The 19,465-nt window shown below is 74.8% G+C and carries 3 protein-coding genes; all 3 read right to left on the bottom strand.

Annotation, left to right across the window (positions count from 1 at the left end):
• Window positions 1–76: 76 nt before the first annotated feature.
• The 3 genes from WMF17_RS41415 to WMF17_RS41405 are packed head-to-tail and all read right to left on the bottom strand — an operon-like array spanning window position 77 to window position 19,462.
• Entirely contained in the window at window positions 77–4,051 is a 3,975-nt protein-coding gene (locus tag WMF17_RS41415) for a non-ribosomal peptide synthetase (RefSeq protein WP_437646500.1), read from the bottom strand.
• On the bottom strand, window positions 4,048–13,089 hold the full coding sequence (locus WMF17_RS41410) for an amino acid adenylation domain-containing protein (protein ID WP_437646499.1): 9,042 nt from the start codon (window positions 13,087–13,089) through the stop codon (window positions 4,048–4,050). Before WMF17_RS41410 ends, WMF17_RS41415 begins: the two co-directional genes overlap by 4 nt.
• A 4-nt stretch (window positions 13,090–13,093) precedes the next feature.
• Entirely contained in the window at window positions 13,094–19,462 is a 6,369-nt protein-coding gene (locus tag WMF17_RS41405) for an amino acid adenylation domain-containing protein (protein WP_437646498.1), read from the bottom strand.
• Window positions 19,463–19,465: the final 3 nt, after the last annotated feature.

Below are 19,465 nucleotides of genomic sequence, written 5' to 3'. Positions count from 1 at the left end.
CGTCGGTCTGGACGACAGCGGCGACGGGTCGAACGCAGGCAAACTGGATACTGTCGACAAGCTCATCGGATGCTCCCTAGGGAGAAGGGTTGTTTGATTCCGAGCGCTCTAGGGCGCGTTCATCGATGTCCAGGACCTCCAGGGCCGCGCGCACGCGCGCATGCACGTCGGCCCCCTGCACGGCGGCGATGTGATCGCCGGGGAGAGCCGCCGTGTGCACCGCGCCCGACGTGGTGCGCTGCCAGTCCATGGGCGGGCCGCCGTGGTACGCGAGCGTCTCGGCGCTCCACCACGCATGGATCGGCGCCGCGACGCACCGCGGCGGCAGATCGTTCGTGAGCAGGGCCGCGCCTCGAAGCAGCGCGTACCGGTGGTGATAGGCGGCGGGCGGGATGTCGCTCGACGCGAAGCCGCGGGCCTGCGCCCAGCGCACGGCCTCCGCCACCCGGTCGTCGTCGCTCAGCCCCTTCAGCCGCGCCCGCAGCGCGTCGAGCTCCGCCGGCGCGAGCGCGAGCAGCTCCGCGCTGCGGCCCTGATCGATGTACGCCGCCAGCTCCTCGACGACATCCGGCTCGCCCGCCGCGTAGAGCCGCGTGCGCGGCTGCGTGTCCAGCAGGCCGAGGAAGGCGACCCGCTCGCCCTGCTCCTCCAGCGCCCGGGCGATGGCGAGCGCCAGCACGCCGCCCACCGACCACCCGAGGAGGCGATACGGCCCGCGCGCCTGCCGCTCCCGGATCTCGCGCGCGAGCCGCTCGACGATCCGAGGGAGCGAGAGCGCCCCGGCCTCACGCGCGAGCGATGGGCCCAGATCGAGCCCGAGCACGGGCTGCTCGTCGCTCATGGCTGCGGCGAGGCCCTGGTAGGCCATGACGTGCAGGCCCGAGGAGTCCACGCAGAAGAGGGGAGGGCGCGACCCGCCCGCGCGGAGCACGACGACGCTCGACGCCGGGCGCCCGTCCGCGAGCAGGCGGGCGAGCCCCGCGACGGTCGGCGCCTCGAAGATCGCCATCAACGACAGGGAGCCGCCGAGCGCCTGCTGGATCCGGTGCATCAGCGGGATCGCCATCAGCGAGTGCCCGCCGAGGTCGAAGAAGCTGTCCTCGACGCCGATCTGCGGGCGCCCCAGCACGTCGGCCCAGATGCGCGCGAGCGCCTCCTCGACCGGCGTGCGAGGCGCGACGTGCTCGCGCCGCCGCCGCGCGGCAGGGCTGGGCAGCGCCTTGCGATCCACCTTCCCGTTGGCGGTCAGGGGCAGCGCGTGGAGCAGCACGACGTCGCTCGGGTGCATGTACTCGGGGAGCCGATCCCTGAGAAACCCGCGCAGCGCGGCCTCGTCGAGCGCCCCCTCCCGGGGCACCACGTACGCGACGAGGGTCGGCCCGCCCGCGCCGTCCTCCCGGGCGATGACGACCGCCTGCCCCACCGCGGGGTGCTCCCGGACGCGCGCCTCGATCTCCCCGATCTCCACGCGATAGCCGCGGATCTTCACCTGGTGATCGCGCCGGCCCATGAACTCGATGGCGCCGTCGGGCCGGTACCGCGCCCGATCGCCCGTCCGGTAGAGGCGCGCGCCCACGCCGAAGGGGTGCGGCACGAACCGCTCCGCGGTCAGATCCGGCTGGCCGAGGTACCCGCGCGCGAGGCCGGCGCCGCCCAGGTAGAGCTCGCCCACCGTGCCCGCCGGCGCCGGCTCGAGGCGCTCGTCGAGGACGTACGCCTCCGCGTTGGCGAGGGGGCGGCCGATCGGCACCGAGGCGCACCCGCGCCGGTCACGCAGCGCGCCGAGCGGCTGCACGAGCGCGCCCACCGTCGTCTCGGTCGGCCCGTAGTGGTTCGCCACAGCGCAGCCGCTCGAGAGCGCCGCGATCCGCTCGATGAGGGCGAACGGCAGCGCCTCTCCGCCCAGCACGAGGAGCCGCCGCGGCAGCACCGCCGCCCCCTCGCCGGTGTCGAGGAGCGCGCTCAGGTGCGACGGCACGATCTTCAGCACGTCGATCGGCCAGCGCCGGTAGTACTCCGAGAAGAGCCTGCCGTCGGTGGCCGTCTCGTAGCCGATCACGTGGAGGCACCCGCCCGAGGCGAGCGCGCCGAAGAGGCTCGTGTTGCCGAGATCGGCGCTCAACGTCGAGACGGTCGCGAAATGCAGGCCCGCCTCGATCCCGAGCGCCTCGCACACCGAGCGGGTGTAGCTGGCGATGCCGCGGTGCGTCACGGCGACGCCCTTCGGCTCGCCGGTCGAGCCCGACGTGAAGACGACGGACGCGATGTCGTCGAGCAGCACCGGCGCGGCCGGGTCGGCGGCGGGCTCGGCGTCGAGCAGCGCCGCGTCGTCGAGCGAGAGGACGGCGCAGTCGGTGTCCGGCAGCCGGGCGCGGGCAGGCGCGTTCGTGAGCAGGACGGAGAAGCCGGCGCGCCGGATCTGCTGGGCGAGCCGCTGCGCGGGGGCGTGCGGGTCGAGCGGCACGTAGGCCCCTCCGGCCTTGAGGATGCCCAGGAGGCCCGCGATCATGTCCACGGATCGCTCGCAGCAGAGGCCGACCGGGCTGCCGCCGCCGACGCCGCGCCGGCGGAGATGGTGGGCGAGCCGGTTGGCCTGCCGGTTCAGCTCACCGTAGGTCAGCCGCCTGTCGCCCGCGACAACGGCCAGCGCATCGGGCTGCCGCGCCGCGTGCGCCTCGAACGATGCATGCAGGCACCGCGGCGGCGCGGCGTCGTGCGCCGCCCCCCGGCCCGCCGAGAGCCGCCGCGCCCGCTCCGAAGGGCCGAGCAGGCCGAGGCGCTCCACGGGCGCCGACCAGGCCCCGGCCGCGCTGCCGAGCAGCGCACGGTACTGCTCGGCCAGGCCCACGACGCCTTCCGCCCCGCACCGGCGCGCGTCGTGCCAGAGCGAGAGGCGCACGCGGCCTCGCCCGCGCTGGGCCGAGAGCGCGAGCTTGAGCCCGCCCGCGCCCGTGCACCGGCGCGCGACGTGCCACGCGAGGCCCCCCGCCGCCCGGGGCTCCGGGAGCGAGGAGAACTCGAAGCCGACGGTGCTCCCGGGCCCCGCGCCGTCCGCCGGCAGGTCGGGGTTCCAGCGCTCCTCTGCTTCCTCTGTCGCCTCCTCGACGCCGGCTTGAGCCCGGCGCACAAGCTCGGCGAACCGCTGCGCGTCGTCCACGCGGCACGGCACCGGGAGCCACCTGGCCACCGGGCCCATGACCTCCTGGACGTCCTCGATCGTCCGCCCGGCCGAGGCCACGGCGACGACGAGCTCCCGCGACCCGGTGAGGCGCGCGAGGTGGACCTGGAAGGCCGCGAGCAGGACCGACGAGAGCGAGGCGCCCTCGCCGCGGGCCAGCGACTCCAGCCGGTCGAGCAGCGCGGCGTCGACGTCGATCTCGACGGCCTCGCCGGAGGCGCCGCCCTCGCCGGCGGCGCCCTCGAAGGGGAGGACGACGGGCACCCCCGGAGGCGCCGGGGCGCCCTCCGCCGAGCCGACGAGATCGTTCTGCCACTCGGCAAACTGGGCGTACTGCACCGGCTCCTCGCCGCTCGCGCCTCGCTCGCCGGCGCCGGCGTAGGCCTCGGCCAGCTCGCCGAACAGCAGGTCCATCGTCCACGCGTCGGCGCAGAGCGCGGGCGCGGCGACGAGCAGGTCGTGCAGCCGGTCGGCGCGGCGCACCAGCCAGACGTGAAGCAGCGGCCCGCGCTCGAGGTCGAGCTCGAGCCGCGCGGCCTCGCGCCAGAGCCCATCGACGTGCGCCTGCTGCTCGCCGGCCGCGCGGCCGCCCAGATCCACGCGGTGCCACGCGGGCGCCGCCCCGCAGGCGGCCTGCAGCGGGAACTTGAGGCGCGGATCCCGGCGGAACGTCGTCCGCAGGATCTCGTGCCGCGCGACGACCTGCCCGAGGGCATCGGCCAGCCGCGTGGCATCGAGGTTTCCCTCCAGCCGGATCAGCCCGCGCGTGCACACCGCGGTCCCGCTCCGGTGGAGCGCCCACAGGCGCCGCTGCTGCGGCGAGAGGCGCACGCCCTGAACGGTCGGCCCGAGCTCCGTGACCTGCGTCGTCATGTCGCCACCGCGCCCTGGGCCGCCTGCGTCGCCCGCTCGGCCGTCATCATCTCGCCCATGGCGACCACGATCTTCCGCGGGCCCGAGAACGGGTCGCGGGCGTGGGCCACGAGCATGTTGTCGAGCAGGATGACGTCGCCCTCCTGCCACGGGAACCGCACGGCGCAGCGCTCGTAGGCCTCGCCGAGCGCGCGGGTCGTCTCCGCCTCGATCGGCGCGCCGTCGCCGTAGACCACGTTGCGGGGCAGCCACTCCTCGCCGAGCATCGCCAGGAGCGACTCGCGCACCGGCGCCTCCAGGTACGCCGGGTGGTGCAGCTGGACCTGGTTGAAGAACACCTGCTCTCCCGTCTTCGGGTGCGAGAGCACGGCCGGGCCGCGCTGGCCGATCCGCAGCCGGCCGCCCGCGAGCCACGCGCACCGCATGCCGCCCGCGCGGCAGCGCTCCTCCACGACCGCGGGATCCGTCGTGTGGAAGAAGTCCTGCCAGCTCACGTCGAAGCCCGGCGTGAAGTTGCGCACGTAGAGCAGCCCCGTCCGCCGGAAGCGCTCGCGGACGTCCGGCGCGAGCGCCTCGTAGAGCCGGCGGCAGTCGACGATCGGCGTCGCGCCGCCCTCCGGCGCGGCCTGCACGCAGTAGAACCACTGCTTCATCGGCCAGCGCGGGAGGTGCGAGCTCTCGTTGTGGAACAGGATGGCCTTGTCGGCCGGGTACGGCGTCGAGCTGTAGATGTGCTGCCCGGTCTTCTCCCGCGGAAGGTCGCCGTACTCGCCGAACAGCTCGCCGCAGATGGCCTGCGCGACCTGCTCGAATTCCGGGACCGACCGGATCGGGAAGCCGCGGAACAGGACGGCCCCGTGCCGGAGCAGCTGCGCCTCGACGAACGCCCGCTCCTCGCGGGCCCAGGCCGCGAGCTCCACGTCGTCCACCGCCGGCTTCACGACCAGCGGCAGCGGCCCGGCGTCCATCGTGCTCGTCGCGACGAGCGCGCTGGGACCCACGTCCACCTTGCGGGGGGTGATGCGCTTGAGGCTCCGGAGCCGGCCCTCGTCGCGCGCGCGTCCTTCCACGGTGCGCTCCTTCCTCTCGGCTGCCGCGAGCGCCGTCACGCGGCGGTCGGGGTCGTCCACGATGGCCCGCAGCACGGCCATGAAGTGGGCCGCCATCGCTGCGATCGTCGGCGGCTCGAACAGATCGGCGCGGTACTTCCACGCGCACGTGAGCCCCTCGTCCGTCTCCTCGACGAACACGCCGAGGTCGAACCGCGACACCTCCCGGTCGAGATCCACGGGACTGATGCGGATCCCGGGCAGCGAGATCTCGGACGCCGGCACGTTCTGCAGGACGAACAGCGTCTGCACGAGGGGGTGGCGGCCGGGCTCGCGGGCCGGCCGCACGGCGTCGACGACCTGCTCGAACGGCAGATCCTGGTGCGCGTACGCGTCGAGCGTGACCTCCCGGACCCGCTGGAGGAGCTCCCGGAACGTCGGCAGGCCGCCGAGATCCGTGCGCAGGACCAGCAGGTTGACGAAGAACCCGATGAGCCCCTCGGTCTCGGCGCGGTTGCGGCCCGCGACGTCGGTCCCGACGAGGACGTCGCTCTGGCCCGTGCGCCCGAGGAGCATGACCTTGAACGCGGCGAGCAGCGTCATGAAGAGGGTCGCGCCCTCGCGCCGGCCGAGCGCGCGCAGGGCGTCGGAGAGCGCGCGGTCCACCGCGATCGTGTGGCGCGCGCCGCGGTAGCTCGGCGCGGCGGGGCGCGGGTGATCCGGGCGCAGATCGAGCGCCGGCGGGTGCCCGGAGAGCCGCTCGCGCCAGGCGCCGAGCAGCGCCTCGCGGGTCGCGCCCTGGATCCACTGCCGCTGCCAGACGGCGAAGTCCGCGTACTGGACCGGCAGCGGCCGCAGCGCCGGCGGGCGCCCGACCCTCGCCGCCACGTACAGCTCGGCCAGCTCCGCGACCAGCACGTTCAGGGTCCAGCCGTCCGCCACGATGTGGTGGACGACGATGACCAGCACGAGCTCGTCGTCGCGGAGCCTGATCGCGGTCACCCGCAGGAGCGGGCCGCGACCGAGGTCGAACGGCCGCTCCGCGCGGTCCGCGGCCAGGCGCTGGACCGCCGCGCCGTGCTCCGCGGCGGGCGTCGCCGACAGGTCCACCACCTCGAACGCCGGCGCGCCCTCGGGGGCGATCACCTGCACCGGCTCGCCCGAGGCCACGCCGAACGTGGTCCGCAGCGACTCGTGGCGCCGGACGAGCGCGGTAAGGCTGTCCCTTAGCCCCGCGACGTCGAGCGCCCCCTCGACGCGCACGGCGGCGGTCATGTTGTACCCGGCGCTGTCGGGCTCGAGCTGGGCCAGGAACCACAGGCGCTGCTGCGCGAACGAGAGCGGCAGCGGCCCCTGCCGCGGCGCCGGGACGAGCGGCGGCGCCCCGGCCGCCGGCGCGCCGGCGCGCGGGCCGCGGCGTCGATCGACGTCGCCGGCGAGCTCCGCCACGGTGGGGTGATCGAACAGGCTGCGGAGCGGCAGCTCGACGCCGAGCGCCTTGCGCACGCGCGACACCACCTGCGTGGCGAGGAGCGAGTGCCCGCCCAGCTCGAAGAAGCCGGTGTGGACGCCGACCCGATCGAGCCCCAGCACCTCCGCCCAGATCCCGGCGAGGGCCTCCTCGGTCGGCGTCGTGGGGGCGCCGCTCGCCGCGTCGCTCGCCCCGGCCGCGGGCGCCTCCGGCGCCGGCAGGGCCTTGCGGTCCACCTTGCCGTTCGGGGTGAGCGGCAGCGCGGACAGGGCGACGAACACGGGCGGCACCATGTAGTCGGGCAGCGTCTCCTTCAGGAAATCGCGCAGGCGCTCCGGCGCCGGGGGCGCGCCGCCTTCGCCGACGACGTAGGCGACGAGCCGCTTGCCGGAGGAGCGCTCCTCCCGGACCGCGACAACGGCCTCGCGGACCTCCGGGTGCTGCGCGAGGCGCGCCTCGATCTCCCCGAGCTCGATGCGGAAGCCGCGGATCTTCACCTGGTGATCCCGCCGCCCCGAGAACTCGAGGGTGCCGTCCGCGAGGCGCCGGCCGAGATCGCCGGTCCGGTACATGCGCGCGCCGGGCACGTCGCCGAAGGGGTCGGGCACGAAGGCCTCGGCGGTCCGGGCGGGGTCGTTCAGGTAGCCTCGCCCCACGCCGATGCCCGTGACGCAGATCTCGCCGGTCACGCCGACGGGCGCGAGGTCGTCGCCCGTCACGACGTAGAGCTTCACGTTGGGCACGGGCCGGCCGATGGGCACGTGGACGAGCTCGGGCCCCGGGGCCGCCGTGATCGCGTGCAGCGCGACGTCGTCGGCGCACTCGGCCGGCCCGTAGGCGTTCATGAGCGGGACGCGGGGGTACCGCGCGAACCACCGGCGGCAGAGGTCGGGCGTCAGGGCCTCGCCGGTGGGCAGCATCCACCGCAGGCGCGCGAGGCGCGGCGCGTCCTCGTCGGCCCCCACGAGCTCCCGCAGGAGCGACGGGACCAGCTCGAGGACCGTGATCCCCTGCGCCTCGGCCTCCTCCAGCAGGCGCCGCGGATCGCCCACGATCTCGTCGGGGACGATGTGCACGCGGCCGCCGCAGAGCAGCGCCGTCAGCAGCTGCCACACCGAGATGTCGAAGCACTGGGACGCTGTCTGGCCGATGACGTCCGAGGCGCCGAGCTCCAGCGCGGGGATCTTCCCCCACACGTTGTTGAGCATCCCGGCGTGCTCGACCATCGCCCCCTTCGGCGCGCCGGTCGATCCGCTCGTGTAGATGACGTAGGCGAGGTGGCCGGGGCCGGCGAGCCGCGGGAGGTCTTCGACAAGCACGGGCACGGGCGCGGGCCCGCGCTGCGCGGCGAGGCGCTCGCGCGTCACGAACCGAGGCCGGGCTGGCTCCGGCAGGTGCGCGAGCGCCTTCGCGAGCCGCGGGACCCACGCCTCCGAGGTCACGACCACGGGCGCGCGGCTCGCCTCGACGACCCCGGCGATGCGCTGCTCCGGCTGATGAGGATCGAGCGGGAGATACGCGCCGCCGGCCTTGAGCACGCCGAGCAGCGCGACGACCAGCTCGATGTCGCGCGACTCCAGCACGGCGACGATCGTGTCCGGACCGACCCCCTGGGCCCGCAATGCGTGGGCCACCTGGTCGGCGGCGCGGTTCAGGGCCGCGTAGGTGAGCCGGCGTCCGCGGCACGTGACCGCCTCGGCGTCGGGCGTCCTTCGCGCCTGGGCCTCGAACAGCGACACGTAGCTCGGCGCGGCGGGCTCCGCGCTCCTCGTGCTGTTCCACTCCAGGAGCAGCTGCCGGCGCTCGCGCTCACCCAGGAGCGCGAGGTCGCCCAGCCGCGCCTCCGGGCGGCGGGCCATCTCCGAGAGGAGCTGGACCAGGTGGCCGAGCATCCGCTCGACGGCGTCGTGATCGAACAGGCGCCGGTCGTACGAGAGCCGGATCCCGAGCCCCGCGCCCGGGTAGGCCACGACCGTCATCGGGTAGTTCGTGTGGACCCGGTCCTGCTCGTAGGAGAGACGGACGTCGCCCACCTGCTCTCCGAGGCGGGGGTCCTTCGGCGCGTTCTCGAAGACGAGGAGGCTGTCGAAGAGCGCCTGTCCCTTGGGGAGCTCGCTCCACCGCTGGATCTCCACGAGCGGCGGATACTCGACCTCGCGGATCCGGTAGTTGTGGGCCAGGAGGCCCTTGAGCCACGGGAGGAGCGGCTGCTCGGGCGAGACGCGCACCCGCAGCGGCAGGCTGTTGATGAAGAGGCCCACGATCGTCTCCACGCCGGGCAGATCGGTCGGGCGGCCCGCCACGGTCACGCCGAACACGACGTCGCGCCGGCCGCTGTAGCGGCTCAGGAGGAGCGCCCAGGCCCCTTGCACCAGGGTGTTGGGCGTCAGCCCGTGCTTGTGCGCGAGGCCGAGGAGCGCCTCGGTCAAGGCCGGCGGCAGCTCGACGAACGCGTCGCTCACCCCGGCCCCCGCGGGCGGCGCGGCCCCGTCGGGGAGGATCCGGTCCACGCCGAGGGGCGTCGGCTCCGCGAAGCCGCGGAGCTCCTCGCGCCAGAACCGCTCGGCCGCCGGGAGGTCCTGCCGCGCGAGCCAGGCGATGTAGTCCCGGTAGGGGCGCGGCTCGGGCAGCTCCAGCGAGCGGCCCTCGATCAGGGCCGCGTAGTACGACAGGCACTCCATCATCAGCACGGAGAAGCACCAGTCGTCCGTGAGGATGTGGTGGAAGCTCCGCACGATGCGGTAGGCGTCCTCCCGCACGCGGATCAGCCGGAGCCGCAGGAGCGGCGCGCGCGTCATGTCGAGCCCCTCGGCGAGCTCGGCCTCGAGCGTCTCGGTGAGGCGCCGCTCCTGCTCGGCCTCGGTCTCGTCGCGCCAGTCGAGGACGTGGATGACGTCGGAGAGGTCGACCTGCCGGTGGACGATCTGGAGCGGTCGCTCGAGATCCTTCCAGACGAAGGAGGTCCTCAGGATGGGGTGCCGCGCCGCCACCCGCCGCCAGGCCTCGATGACGAGGCCGGCGTCGAGCGCGCCGTGCCACACGTAGTGCTGCTGCATCAGGTAGATGCCCGAGCCCGGGTTCAGCAGGGTGTGGAAGAGCATCCCCTCCTGCATCGGCGAGAGCGGGTAGACGTCATCGAGCCCCGCCGGGTCCGGCAGGTTGCGCGCGAGCTCGTCCTGCGTGAGGCCGCTCAGCGCGAACCGCGGAGGCGTCGCCCCGGGCGGCTCTCCCTGCGGCGCGCAGGTCGGGTCCGGGCCCGCGACGGCGGCGGCGCCCGCGGCCGCGACCGGCGCCGCGGCGGAGCGCGCGACCGCCGCGGCGCCGGCCACGGTGGGGTGGTCGAACAGATCCTTCGGGCTCAGCTTGACGCCGCGCTGGTTGGCGCGCGCGATGACCTGGAGGCTCCGGATGGAGTCGCCGCCGAGGGCGAAGAAGTTGTCGTGGATGCCGACCCGCTCCACGCGCAGGATCTCGGCCCAGATCTGGGCGAGCGTGGCCTCGACCTCGCTCCGCGGCGCGACGAAGCCGGCGGCCTCCGGCGCGCCCGCCCGCCCGGGCTCGGGCAGCGCCGCGCGGTCGATCTTGCCGTTCGCGGTGAGCGGCAGCGCGGGCAGCGCCACGATCACGGCGGGCACCATGATGTCGGGGAGCCCCAGCGCGAGCCGGCCGCGGAGCGCCGCGACGTCGGGCGCCGCCGCCTCCCGGCCGACGACGTAGGCCACGAGGCGCATGGTCCCGCCGGCGTCCCGCGCCGCCACGACCGCCTCGCGCACCTCGGGCTGCTCGCGCAGGCGGGCCTCGATCTCGCCGAGCTCGACGCGGTGGCCGCGCAGCTTGATCTGGTGGTCGGTGCGCCCGAGGAACTCGATCGCGCCGTCCGCCCGGAGGCGCGCCCGATCCCCGGTGCGGTACAGGCGGCCGCCCGGTGCGCCCCCGAACGGATCCGGGACGAAGCGCTCCGCCGTCAGCTCGGGGCGCGCGTGGTAGCCGCGCGTCACGCCGGCCCCGCCCAGGTAGAGCTCCCCGGGCACACCCACCGGCACCGGCTCGAAATTTACACCAAGGACATACGACTGGGTGTTCGGGAGCGGCCGGCCGATGGGCACGGTCGCTGCGGATCGGCCGCCCGCGGCATCGATCTGCCATGTAAGCGAGCCCACCGTTGTTTCCGTGGGACCGTAATGATTCAGGACGGTGCACCCCGGCGAGAGCGCGCGGATGCGGTCGATGAGCTCCCAGCTCGAGGCTTCCCCGCCGAGCACGAGGCAGCGCGCGGGCAGCACGCGCTCGGGCTGCGCGGCCTCGAGGAGCGCGGTGAGGTGGCTGGGGACGATCTTGAGCGCGTCGACCCCGTGGCGGCTCATGTACTCGGCGGTGGCGTCGGGATCGAAGATCCGCGCCTCGGACAGGACGTGCAGCGCGCGGCCCGAGCAGAGCGCGCCGAAGAGCGACGTGTGCCCGAGGTCCGCCGCCACGGTCGAGACGAGCGCCATGCCGCCGCCCTCGGCGAGGGGCAGCCGCGTGAGCACGCCGCGCACGTAGTTCACGAGGTGGCGGTGCTCGACGGCCACGCCCTTCGGGCGCCCGGTCGAGCCCGAGGTGTAGATGAGGTAGGCCAGGTTCTCCGGCCGGGCCGTCGCGCCGAGCGGCCCGTCCGGCTCGGCCGCGAGGCTGACCGCGTCGCGGTCGAGGAAGAGCAGCGCCGGCCCCGGCCCGTCGAACGCGCCGGCCCATGACGCCTGGGTGATCACGACCTTCGCGCCGCTGTCCTCCACGACGGCGCGCAGCCGCTCGCGCGGGAATTTCGGGTCGACGGGCACGTACGCGGCGCCGGCCTTGAGCACGCCGAGCAGCGCGAGGATCAGCTCCGCCGAGCGCTCGATGCACAGGACGACCCGGTCCTCGGGCCCGACGCCGAGCGCCCGCAGCCTCCGCGCCAGCTGGTTCGTCTTCCGGTCGAGCTCCCGGTAGGTCAGCGCCGTCTCCTCGCAGACGACCGCCAGGGCGTCGGGCCGCGCGGCGGCGTGCGCCGCGAAGAGCTCGTGGACGCAGGCCGGCGGGAAGTCGGCGGCCGTCGCGTTCCACTCGGAGAGCAGGCGCCGCCGCTCCGCGCCGCCCACGAGGGGCAGCTCGGCCAGCCGGGCGTCCGGCCGCGCCGCCATCGCCTCGAGCAGCGCGCGGCACTGGCCGAGCAGGCTGGCCGCGGCCTCGTGCGTGAGGCGCCGGCGCTCGTAGCTCAGGATGAGCCCGAGCTGGCTCGACGGCTCGACGATGAGCGACGCCGGGTAGTTGTTGCGCCCGGCGGTGAGCAAGGCGTCGCCGACGCGCCCGCCGCCGGGCCTGGGCAGGGCGCGGACGCGAACGTCAGATTGCACGCCGCTCACGTCCTCCTCGGGGTAGCTGTCGAACACCACCAGGGTGTCGAAGAGCGACCGCCCGCCTGGCACCTCGCTCCAGCGCTGGACGTTGGACAGGGGGGTCCACTCGTACTGGCGCAGCTCGCTGTTCCGGTCCTGCAGCCGCGAGAGCCAGGCGGCGAGCGGCTCGTGCTCGTCCACGCGGACCCGCACAGGCAAGGTGTTGATCATCACGCCGACGATGGTCTCGGAGCCGGGGAGCTCCGGGGGGCGGCCCGACACCGTGGAGCCGAAGACAACGTCGGCCTCTCCGCTGTGCCGGGAGAGCAGGAGGGCCCACGCGCCCTGCACGAGGGTGTTCAGCGTGACGCGCAGGCGGCGCGCGCAGGCCGCGAGCGCCTCCGTCTCGGCCCGCGAGAAGCGGAGCGCCTGCTCGGCGCAGGGGAACGCGCCGTCGCCCGCGGCGGCCGCCGGCCCGGCCTCCAGCGGGAGCGGCGTCGGCGCCCGGAACCCGGCCAGCGCGCCGCGGAAGAACCGCTCGGCGGCGCCTTCGTCCTGGGCCTGCACCCACGTGAGGTACTCCCGGTACGGGCGCGGCCGCGGCAGCTCGGGCACCGCGCCCCGCGCGAGTGCCTGCTCGGGCACCGCGCCCCGCGCGAGTGCCTTGTAGACGAACAGCGCCTCTCTCAGCAGGAGGGCGAAGCTCCACCCGTCGAGCAGGAGGTGGTGATGGCTGTTGATGAAATAGAAGGCCTCCTCCTCGGCCCGGGCCACCGTGAGCCGCATGAGGGGCGCCTTCAGCAGGTCGAAGCCGGCGCGCCGGTCCGCGGCCATGAGCTCGACGAGGGCCTCCTCGCGCTCGCGCGCGGCGAGCCCGCGGAGGTCGTGCCGCGAAAGCGGGATCGTCGCCCGCGGGCGGACGACCTGCACCGGCCTGTTCACGCCCTCCCAGACGAAGCCGGTGCGCAGGATGGGGTGCCGCTCCGCGAGCACCTGCCAGGCGCGCTCGAAGATGTCGAGATCGAGCCGCCCCTCCAGGAAAAAGGCCGTCTGGACGAAGTACGGGTCGGCGGCTCGATCCGAGACCGCGTGAAAGAGCAATCCCTGCTGGAGCGGGGAGAGATAGTGAATCGACTCAACGTCTTTCTTCTTGTTCGTCATGGCGTCAGTCCAGGGCTTGCAGGATGGAGTCCAGCTCGTCCGACGCGAGCGCGACGTCGGTGAAGTCCGACGGCGTGTAGCCGCCGGCGTCAGGAGACAGGCAGTGCGCGATCAGCTCTCTCAGCGCGTCGCGCCACAGCGCGCTGACCGCCGCGACCGTCTCCTGCCGGTACCGCGCGGCGCTGTAGCGGAAGGTCGCCTCGAGGCGGCCGTCGTACACCGCCGCGTCGATCTCGAGCTCGTACGCGAGCGGGCTGCCCGGGTCGTGCTCGGCGCCGGGCGACTCCGCGGCCAGGGAGAACCGCGCGCCGGCGCCCACCACCTGGTCCCACTGCCCCAGGTAGTTGAACCCGACGCCGGGCGTCGGCAGGCGGCGCAGCCGGTCCGCGATCGCTCCCTTCCCGAGCTCCCGCACCGCGCCGTAGGGGAGGCCGCGCCGCGGGATGCGGCGGAGCTGCTCCTTCACCGTCTTGAGCACGGCGCCCGGCGCCGCGTCCGGCGTGACCTCGAGCAGCACCGGGTAGGCGCTCGTGAACCAGCCGACCGTGCGTGACAGGTCCAGGTCTTCGCCGTCGAGCGCCTCGCGCCCGTGGCCCTCGACCTCGATCGCCGCCACGCGCTGCCCGGTCCACCGCCCGAGCGCCAGGGCCAGCCCGGCCAGCAAGACCTCGTCGACGCGTGTCCGGTACGCGTCCGAGACGGCCTCCAGCAGCGATCGTGTCTCGGCCCCGCTCAGACCCGCCTTGACCGTGGCCATGGCCGTCTCCGCGCGATCCCCCGCCGGCGTGTCGACCGGCAGCGGCGCCGCCCGGTCCCAGGGGAGCCCGAGCCAGAAGGCCGCTTCTTCCTGGAGGGCGGCGTCCTGCGCCGCGGCCTCCAGGCGCTCCGCCCACCGCTTGAACGAGGTGGTCCTGCCGGGCAGCTGCGCCGGCGCCCCGCGGCGGGCCTGGTCGTAGGCGGTCTGGAGATCGTCGAGGAGGATCCGCCACGACACGCCGTCGACGACAAGGTGGTGCGCGGCCAGCAAGAGCCGTCCCGGCCGGCCGGCGCCAAGGTCGAACCCGACCACGCGGAGCACCGGCCCCGCCGTCAGGTCCAGGCTCGCCTGCCAGCGGGACGCGTGCGCCTCGATCACCCGCGGCAGGTCGGCCTCGGGCACCCTGGAGAGGTCCGCCCGATGCGCGACGGCCTCGGGCTCGCCGGGCGCGTGCGTCTGGCGCCACGCGTCTCCCTCGGGCACGTAGCGCAGCCGCAGGGCGTCGTGGTGGCGCAGGAGCGCCTGCGCCGCCGCCTCCAGGGCCGGCCAGTCGAGGGGCTCGTCGACCGTGAGCAGGAGCGCCTGGTTCCAGTGATGGGGGTTCGGCAGATCGCGCGCGAAGAACCGCCGCTGGATCGGGGTCAGGGGCACGTCGCCCGTCGCCGGCTCCTCCCCGGCCGCCGCCGCGGCCGAGGCGACGCCCGCGGCGGCCGAGAGCTCCGCGAGGGTCTGGTGCTGGAACATCTGGCGCGCCGTCAGGCGGAGGCCCGCCTGCTTCGCGCGCGACACGACCTGCAGGCTCAGGATCGAGTCGCCGCCGAGCTCGAAGAAGTTGTCGTCGCGGCCGACGCGCTCGCGGCCCAGCACCGCGGCCCAGATCTCGGCGAGCTGCGCCTCGACCTCCGTGGCGGGAGCGGCGTCCAGGGGCGCTCCTCCCGCGCCCGCAGGCGGCGCTGCCTCGCGGACCGCGTCCGCCGGCGGCGCCGCCTCGCGGACCGCGCCCGCCGGCGGCGCCGCCTCGGGCGGCTCGGGCTGCGTCGGGGCCGGCGCCGCCGGCAGCGGCAGCTCGCCGAGCCGCGCGGTCGGCCGCGCCACGATCGCCTCCAGCACGGCGCGGAGGTCGTCCGCCATGCGGCGGATCGTGCCCTCCTCGAAGAGCTCCGTGCTGTACTCGAACGAGCCGCTCAGCCCCTCCGGCGCGGTCGCCATGTGGAGCGAGAGGTCGAACTGCGCGCTGCCCGGATCCACCTCGACGGGCCGGAGCTCGAGGTCGGCGAGCGGGAGCGCGCGCCGCGAGGCCTCCTGGAGCGAGAACATCACCTGGAACAGCGGGGTGCTGCCGAGATCCCGCGCCGGCCGGAGCGCCTTCACGAGCTGCTCGAACGGCAGGTCCTGGTGCGCCTGCGCGGCCAGCACCTCTTCCCGCGTCCGCGAGAGGAGATCGGTGAAGCGCGGGTCCCCCGCGAGGTCCGCCCGCAGCACGAGCGTGTTGACGAAGAGCCCGATGAGCCCCTCGACCTCGACGCGCGTGCGGCCCGCGATCGGCGTCCCGATGCAGAGGTCCGTCTGGCCGCTCCTCTGCGCCATCAGCGCCTGGAACGCGGCGAGGAGCAGCATGAACGTCGTGACGCCCTGGCCGCGCGCGAGCGCGCCGAGCGCGGCGGAGAGCTCGCGCGGGAGCGCGAAGTCGAGGCGGGCGCCCCGGTAGGACCGCGCGGCGGGGCGCGGCTTGTCGGTGGGCAGCCGCAGCGCCGGCGGCTCCGCGCCGAGCCGCTGGCGGACGTACGCGAGCTCTCGGTCGAGCGCCGTCTCCGTGAGCCACCCGCGCTGCCACCGGGCGTAGTCGGCGTACTGGATCGGGAGCGCCGGGAGCGCCGCGGGGCGCCCCTCCGCGTCGGCGGTGTAGAGCTCCGCCACCTCGCGGACGAGGACGTTCATCGACCATCCGTCCGACACGATGTGGTGGAGGACGACGAGCAGGAGGTGCTCGCGCTCGCCGAGGCGCGCGAGCGCGATCCGGAGCAGCGGCCCGCGGCGGAGGTCGAAGGGCCGGCGGGCTTGCTCCTCGAGCAGCCGCAGCGCCTCGGCCTCGCGCGACTCCTCGGGCACGGCGCCGAGGTCCACGGCGGAGAACGTCACCGGCTGCTCTGCGTGGATGACCGCCACCGCCCGGCCGTCGCGCTCCTCGAACGTGGCGCGCAGGGACTCGTGGCGGCGGACCACCGCGGCGAAGCTGCGCTCGAGGCGGGCCACGTCGAGCGGCCCGAGCAGGCGCACCGCCGCCGGGACGTTGTAGGAAGCCGCGGTCTCCTCGAGCTCGGAGAGGAACCACAGGCGCTCCTGCGCGAAGGAGAGCGGCGGCGGGCCGCTCCGCGGCGCGGCGAGGAGCGGCGGCGCCGGCGGGGCCAGCGAGCCGCGCCGGGCCGCCTCGACGGCGCGCGCCTGGGCGGCCACCGTCGGCGTCTCGAAGAGCGCGCGGAGCGGGAGCTCGACGTCGAGCACGCGGCGCACGCGCGAGAGGACCTGCGTCAAGAGCAGCGAGTGGCCGCCGAGGTCGAAGAACGAGTCCTCCGCGGAGACCCGCTCCACGCCCAGCACCTCGGCCCAGATCCCGGCGAGCAGCTCCTCGGTCGCCGTGCGCGGCGCCACGTGGCTCCGCGCGTCGCCGGACTCGGGGGCGGGCAGCGCGCGCCGGTCCACCTTGCCGTTCGGCGTGCGGGGGAGCGCCGGCAGGAACACGAAGGCCGCCGGCACCATGTACTCGGGCAGGCGCTCCGCGAGCCACGCGCGCAGCGCCTCCGCGGCCGGCGCCGCAGCGCCTGCGGCCGCGTAGGCGACGAGCCGCCGCACGCCCGGTCGGTCCTCGCGGACGAGCACCGCGGCCTCCTGCACGGCGGGGTGCTCGGCGAGCCGCGCCTCGATCTCGCCGAGCTCGATGCGGTAGCCCCGCAGCTTGACCTGGTGGTCCCGCCGGCCGGCGAACTCGATCGTGCCATCTTCTCGGTAGCGACCGAGATCCCCGGTCCGGTAGAGCCGGCGCCCCGGCGCCTGGCTGAAGGGGTCGGGGAGGAACGCGGCGGCGGTCCGGCCCGGCTCGCCGAGGTAGCCGCGCCCGACGCCGATGCCGCCCACGTAGAGCTCGCCGCTCACGCCGACCGGCGACGGGGCGAGCAGGTGGTCCAGGACGTAGAGCCGGAGGCCGTCCACCGGCCGCCCGATCGGGACCTCGGTCTCGTGCGCCGCGGGCGGCGCGGTGATGGGGTGCAGCGCCACGTCGTCCGAGCACTCCGCGGGCCCGTACGCGTTCATGAGGGGCACCGCCGGGTAGCGGTCGAGCCACGCCCGGGCGAGCGCGGCGGGGAGAGCCTCGCCGGTCGGCAGGATCCAGCGCAGCCGCGCGAGGGCCGGCGGCGCGGGGCGCTCGAGGGCCGCGTCCAGCATGCCCTGGAGCACGGCGGGGACGACCTCGGCGACGGCGATCCCCCGGCGCTCGACGTGCTCGAGCAGGCGCGCCGGATCGCGCGTGATCTCGTCGGGCACGATGTCGACCGTGCCCCCGAAGAGCAGGGCGGTGAGGAACTGCCAGACCGAGATGTCGAAGCACGGCGACGCCGTCTGCGCGATGACGTCGCCCGCCGCGAGGCCGAGCCGCGGGATCTTGCTCAGCATGTTGTTGAGCATCCCGCGCCGCTCGACCATCGCGCCCTTGGGCACCCCGGTGGAGCCGCTCGTGTAGATGACGTAGGCGAGGTGCCCCGGTCCGCCGCGCTCCTCCGGGTCCTCGTCGGACGAGGCCTCGTCGAGGGCGCCCTCGAGGGTCGCGATCGCCGGCCGGCGCGCCTCGGGCAGCATAGTAATTGCTCTTTCCAAAGCGCCGCGGTGCCGATCGCGCGTCAGCACGACGCGCGGCTCGCTCGACGCGAGGATCTGCGCCACGCGCTCGGCCGGGTAAGCGGGATCGATCGGCACGTACGCCCCGCCGGCCTTGAACACGGCGAGGATCATGGTGAGCAGCGGGATGCCCCGCTCGTCGAGCAGCGCCACCCGCTGCTCGGGGTGGATGCCACGCGCGCGCAGCCCGTGCGCCGCGCGGTTGGCGTCGCGGTTCAGCGCGGCGTAGGTCAGCCGCCGATCCGCGCAGGACACGGCGACGGCGTCGGGGGTCCGCGCGACCTGGGCGCGGAAGCGCGCGGCGTAGGAGGAGAGGTCCTCCGGGGCCGCGGGCGTCGTGTTCCACGCGACGAGCGCCTGCTGCCGCTCGGCCGGCGTGAGGTGCGGCAGATCGCCGAGGCGCGCGTCGGGCCGCGCGGCCATGCCCTCGAGGAGCGCGCCGAGGTGCCCGAGCAGGCGCGCGGCGAGCTCGGGCCGGACGCGCGACCGATCGTAGGAGAGCTTGAGGGGCAGCTCGGCGTCGGGCCACGACATGATCGTGAGCGGGAAGTTCGTGTGGACGCGGTCGCGGACGTCTCCGACCCGGAAGACGATCCGCCCCTCGCGGAGCGCGGGGTCGACCGGCGCGTTCTCGAACACGAAGAGGCTCTGGAACAGCGGCTGTCCGCGCTCGATCGCGCTCCAGCGCTGGATGTCCACGAGCGGCGTGTGCTCGTGCTGCCGCAGCGCCAGGTTCCGATCGAGGAGCGCGGCGAGCCACGGCAGGAGCGGCTTGTCCGGGGGGACCGGGACGCGCAGCGGCAGCGTGTTGATGAAGAGGCCCAGGATGGACTCGACCCCAGGCAGCTCCGGGGGACGCCCGGCGACGGTGACGCCGAAGAGCACCTCGGGCTCGCCGCTGTAATGGCTGAGGAGCAGGGCCCAGGCGCCCTGGACTATCGTGTTGAGCGTGAGGCGATGGCGCGGGGCGAGCGCGCGCAGCGCGGCCGTGGGCGCCGCGCCGAGCCGGATCACGAGGTCGTCGATCTCGCCGTGATCCGCGGCCGCCGCGTCGGCGGAGCGCTCCTCGAAGCCGAGCGGCGTCGGGGCCCCGAAGCCCTCGAGGGCGCCCCGCCAGAACGCCTCTGCGGCCTGGACGTCTCGCCGCCCGAGCCAGTCGATGTAATCGCGGTAGGGGCGCGCGGGCGCCGGGCGCGACGCGTCGCCCCGGACCAGCGCCTCGTAGTGTGCGAGGAAGTCCATCATCAGGAGCGACGTGCACCACTCGTCGAGGAGGATGTGGTGGAAGCTGTGGACGAGCTCGTGAGTCCGGTCGCCCAGCCGGACGAGGCGGAGGCGCATCACCGGCGCCTTGCCGAAGTCGAGCCCTCCGTCGAGCTCGTCGCGGAGCTCCATGGAGATGCGCGCCTCCTGGGCCTCCGCGGTGAGGCCCCGGTAGTCGAGCACCTCGAACGGCAGCTCCACCGCCTTGTGGACGACCTGGAGCGGGCGCTTCTGGCTCCTCCAGACGAAGGAGGTGCGCAGGATCGCGTGCCGCGCCACCACCTCTCGCCAGCCCCGCTCGAACGCGTCGTTCTGCAGATCTCCCTCGATGCGATAGCGATTCTGCATGAGGTAGACGCCCGAGGACGGGCGGAGGAGCGTGTGGAACAGCATCCCCTCCTGCATGGGGGAGAGGGGATAGACGCTTTCGATGTTGGCAGAGGGATCAGGCTTGGTAGACACGGT

Origin of the sequence: Sorangium sp. So ce362 (genome assembly GCF_051519845.1) — a bacterium.
Lineage (GTDB): Bacteria > Myxococcota_A > Polyangia > Polyangiales > Polyangiaceae > Sorangium.
Note: the sequence above shows the minus strand (reverse complement) of the source record. Positions and strands in the feature narration are given on the sequence as shown.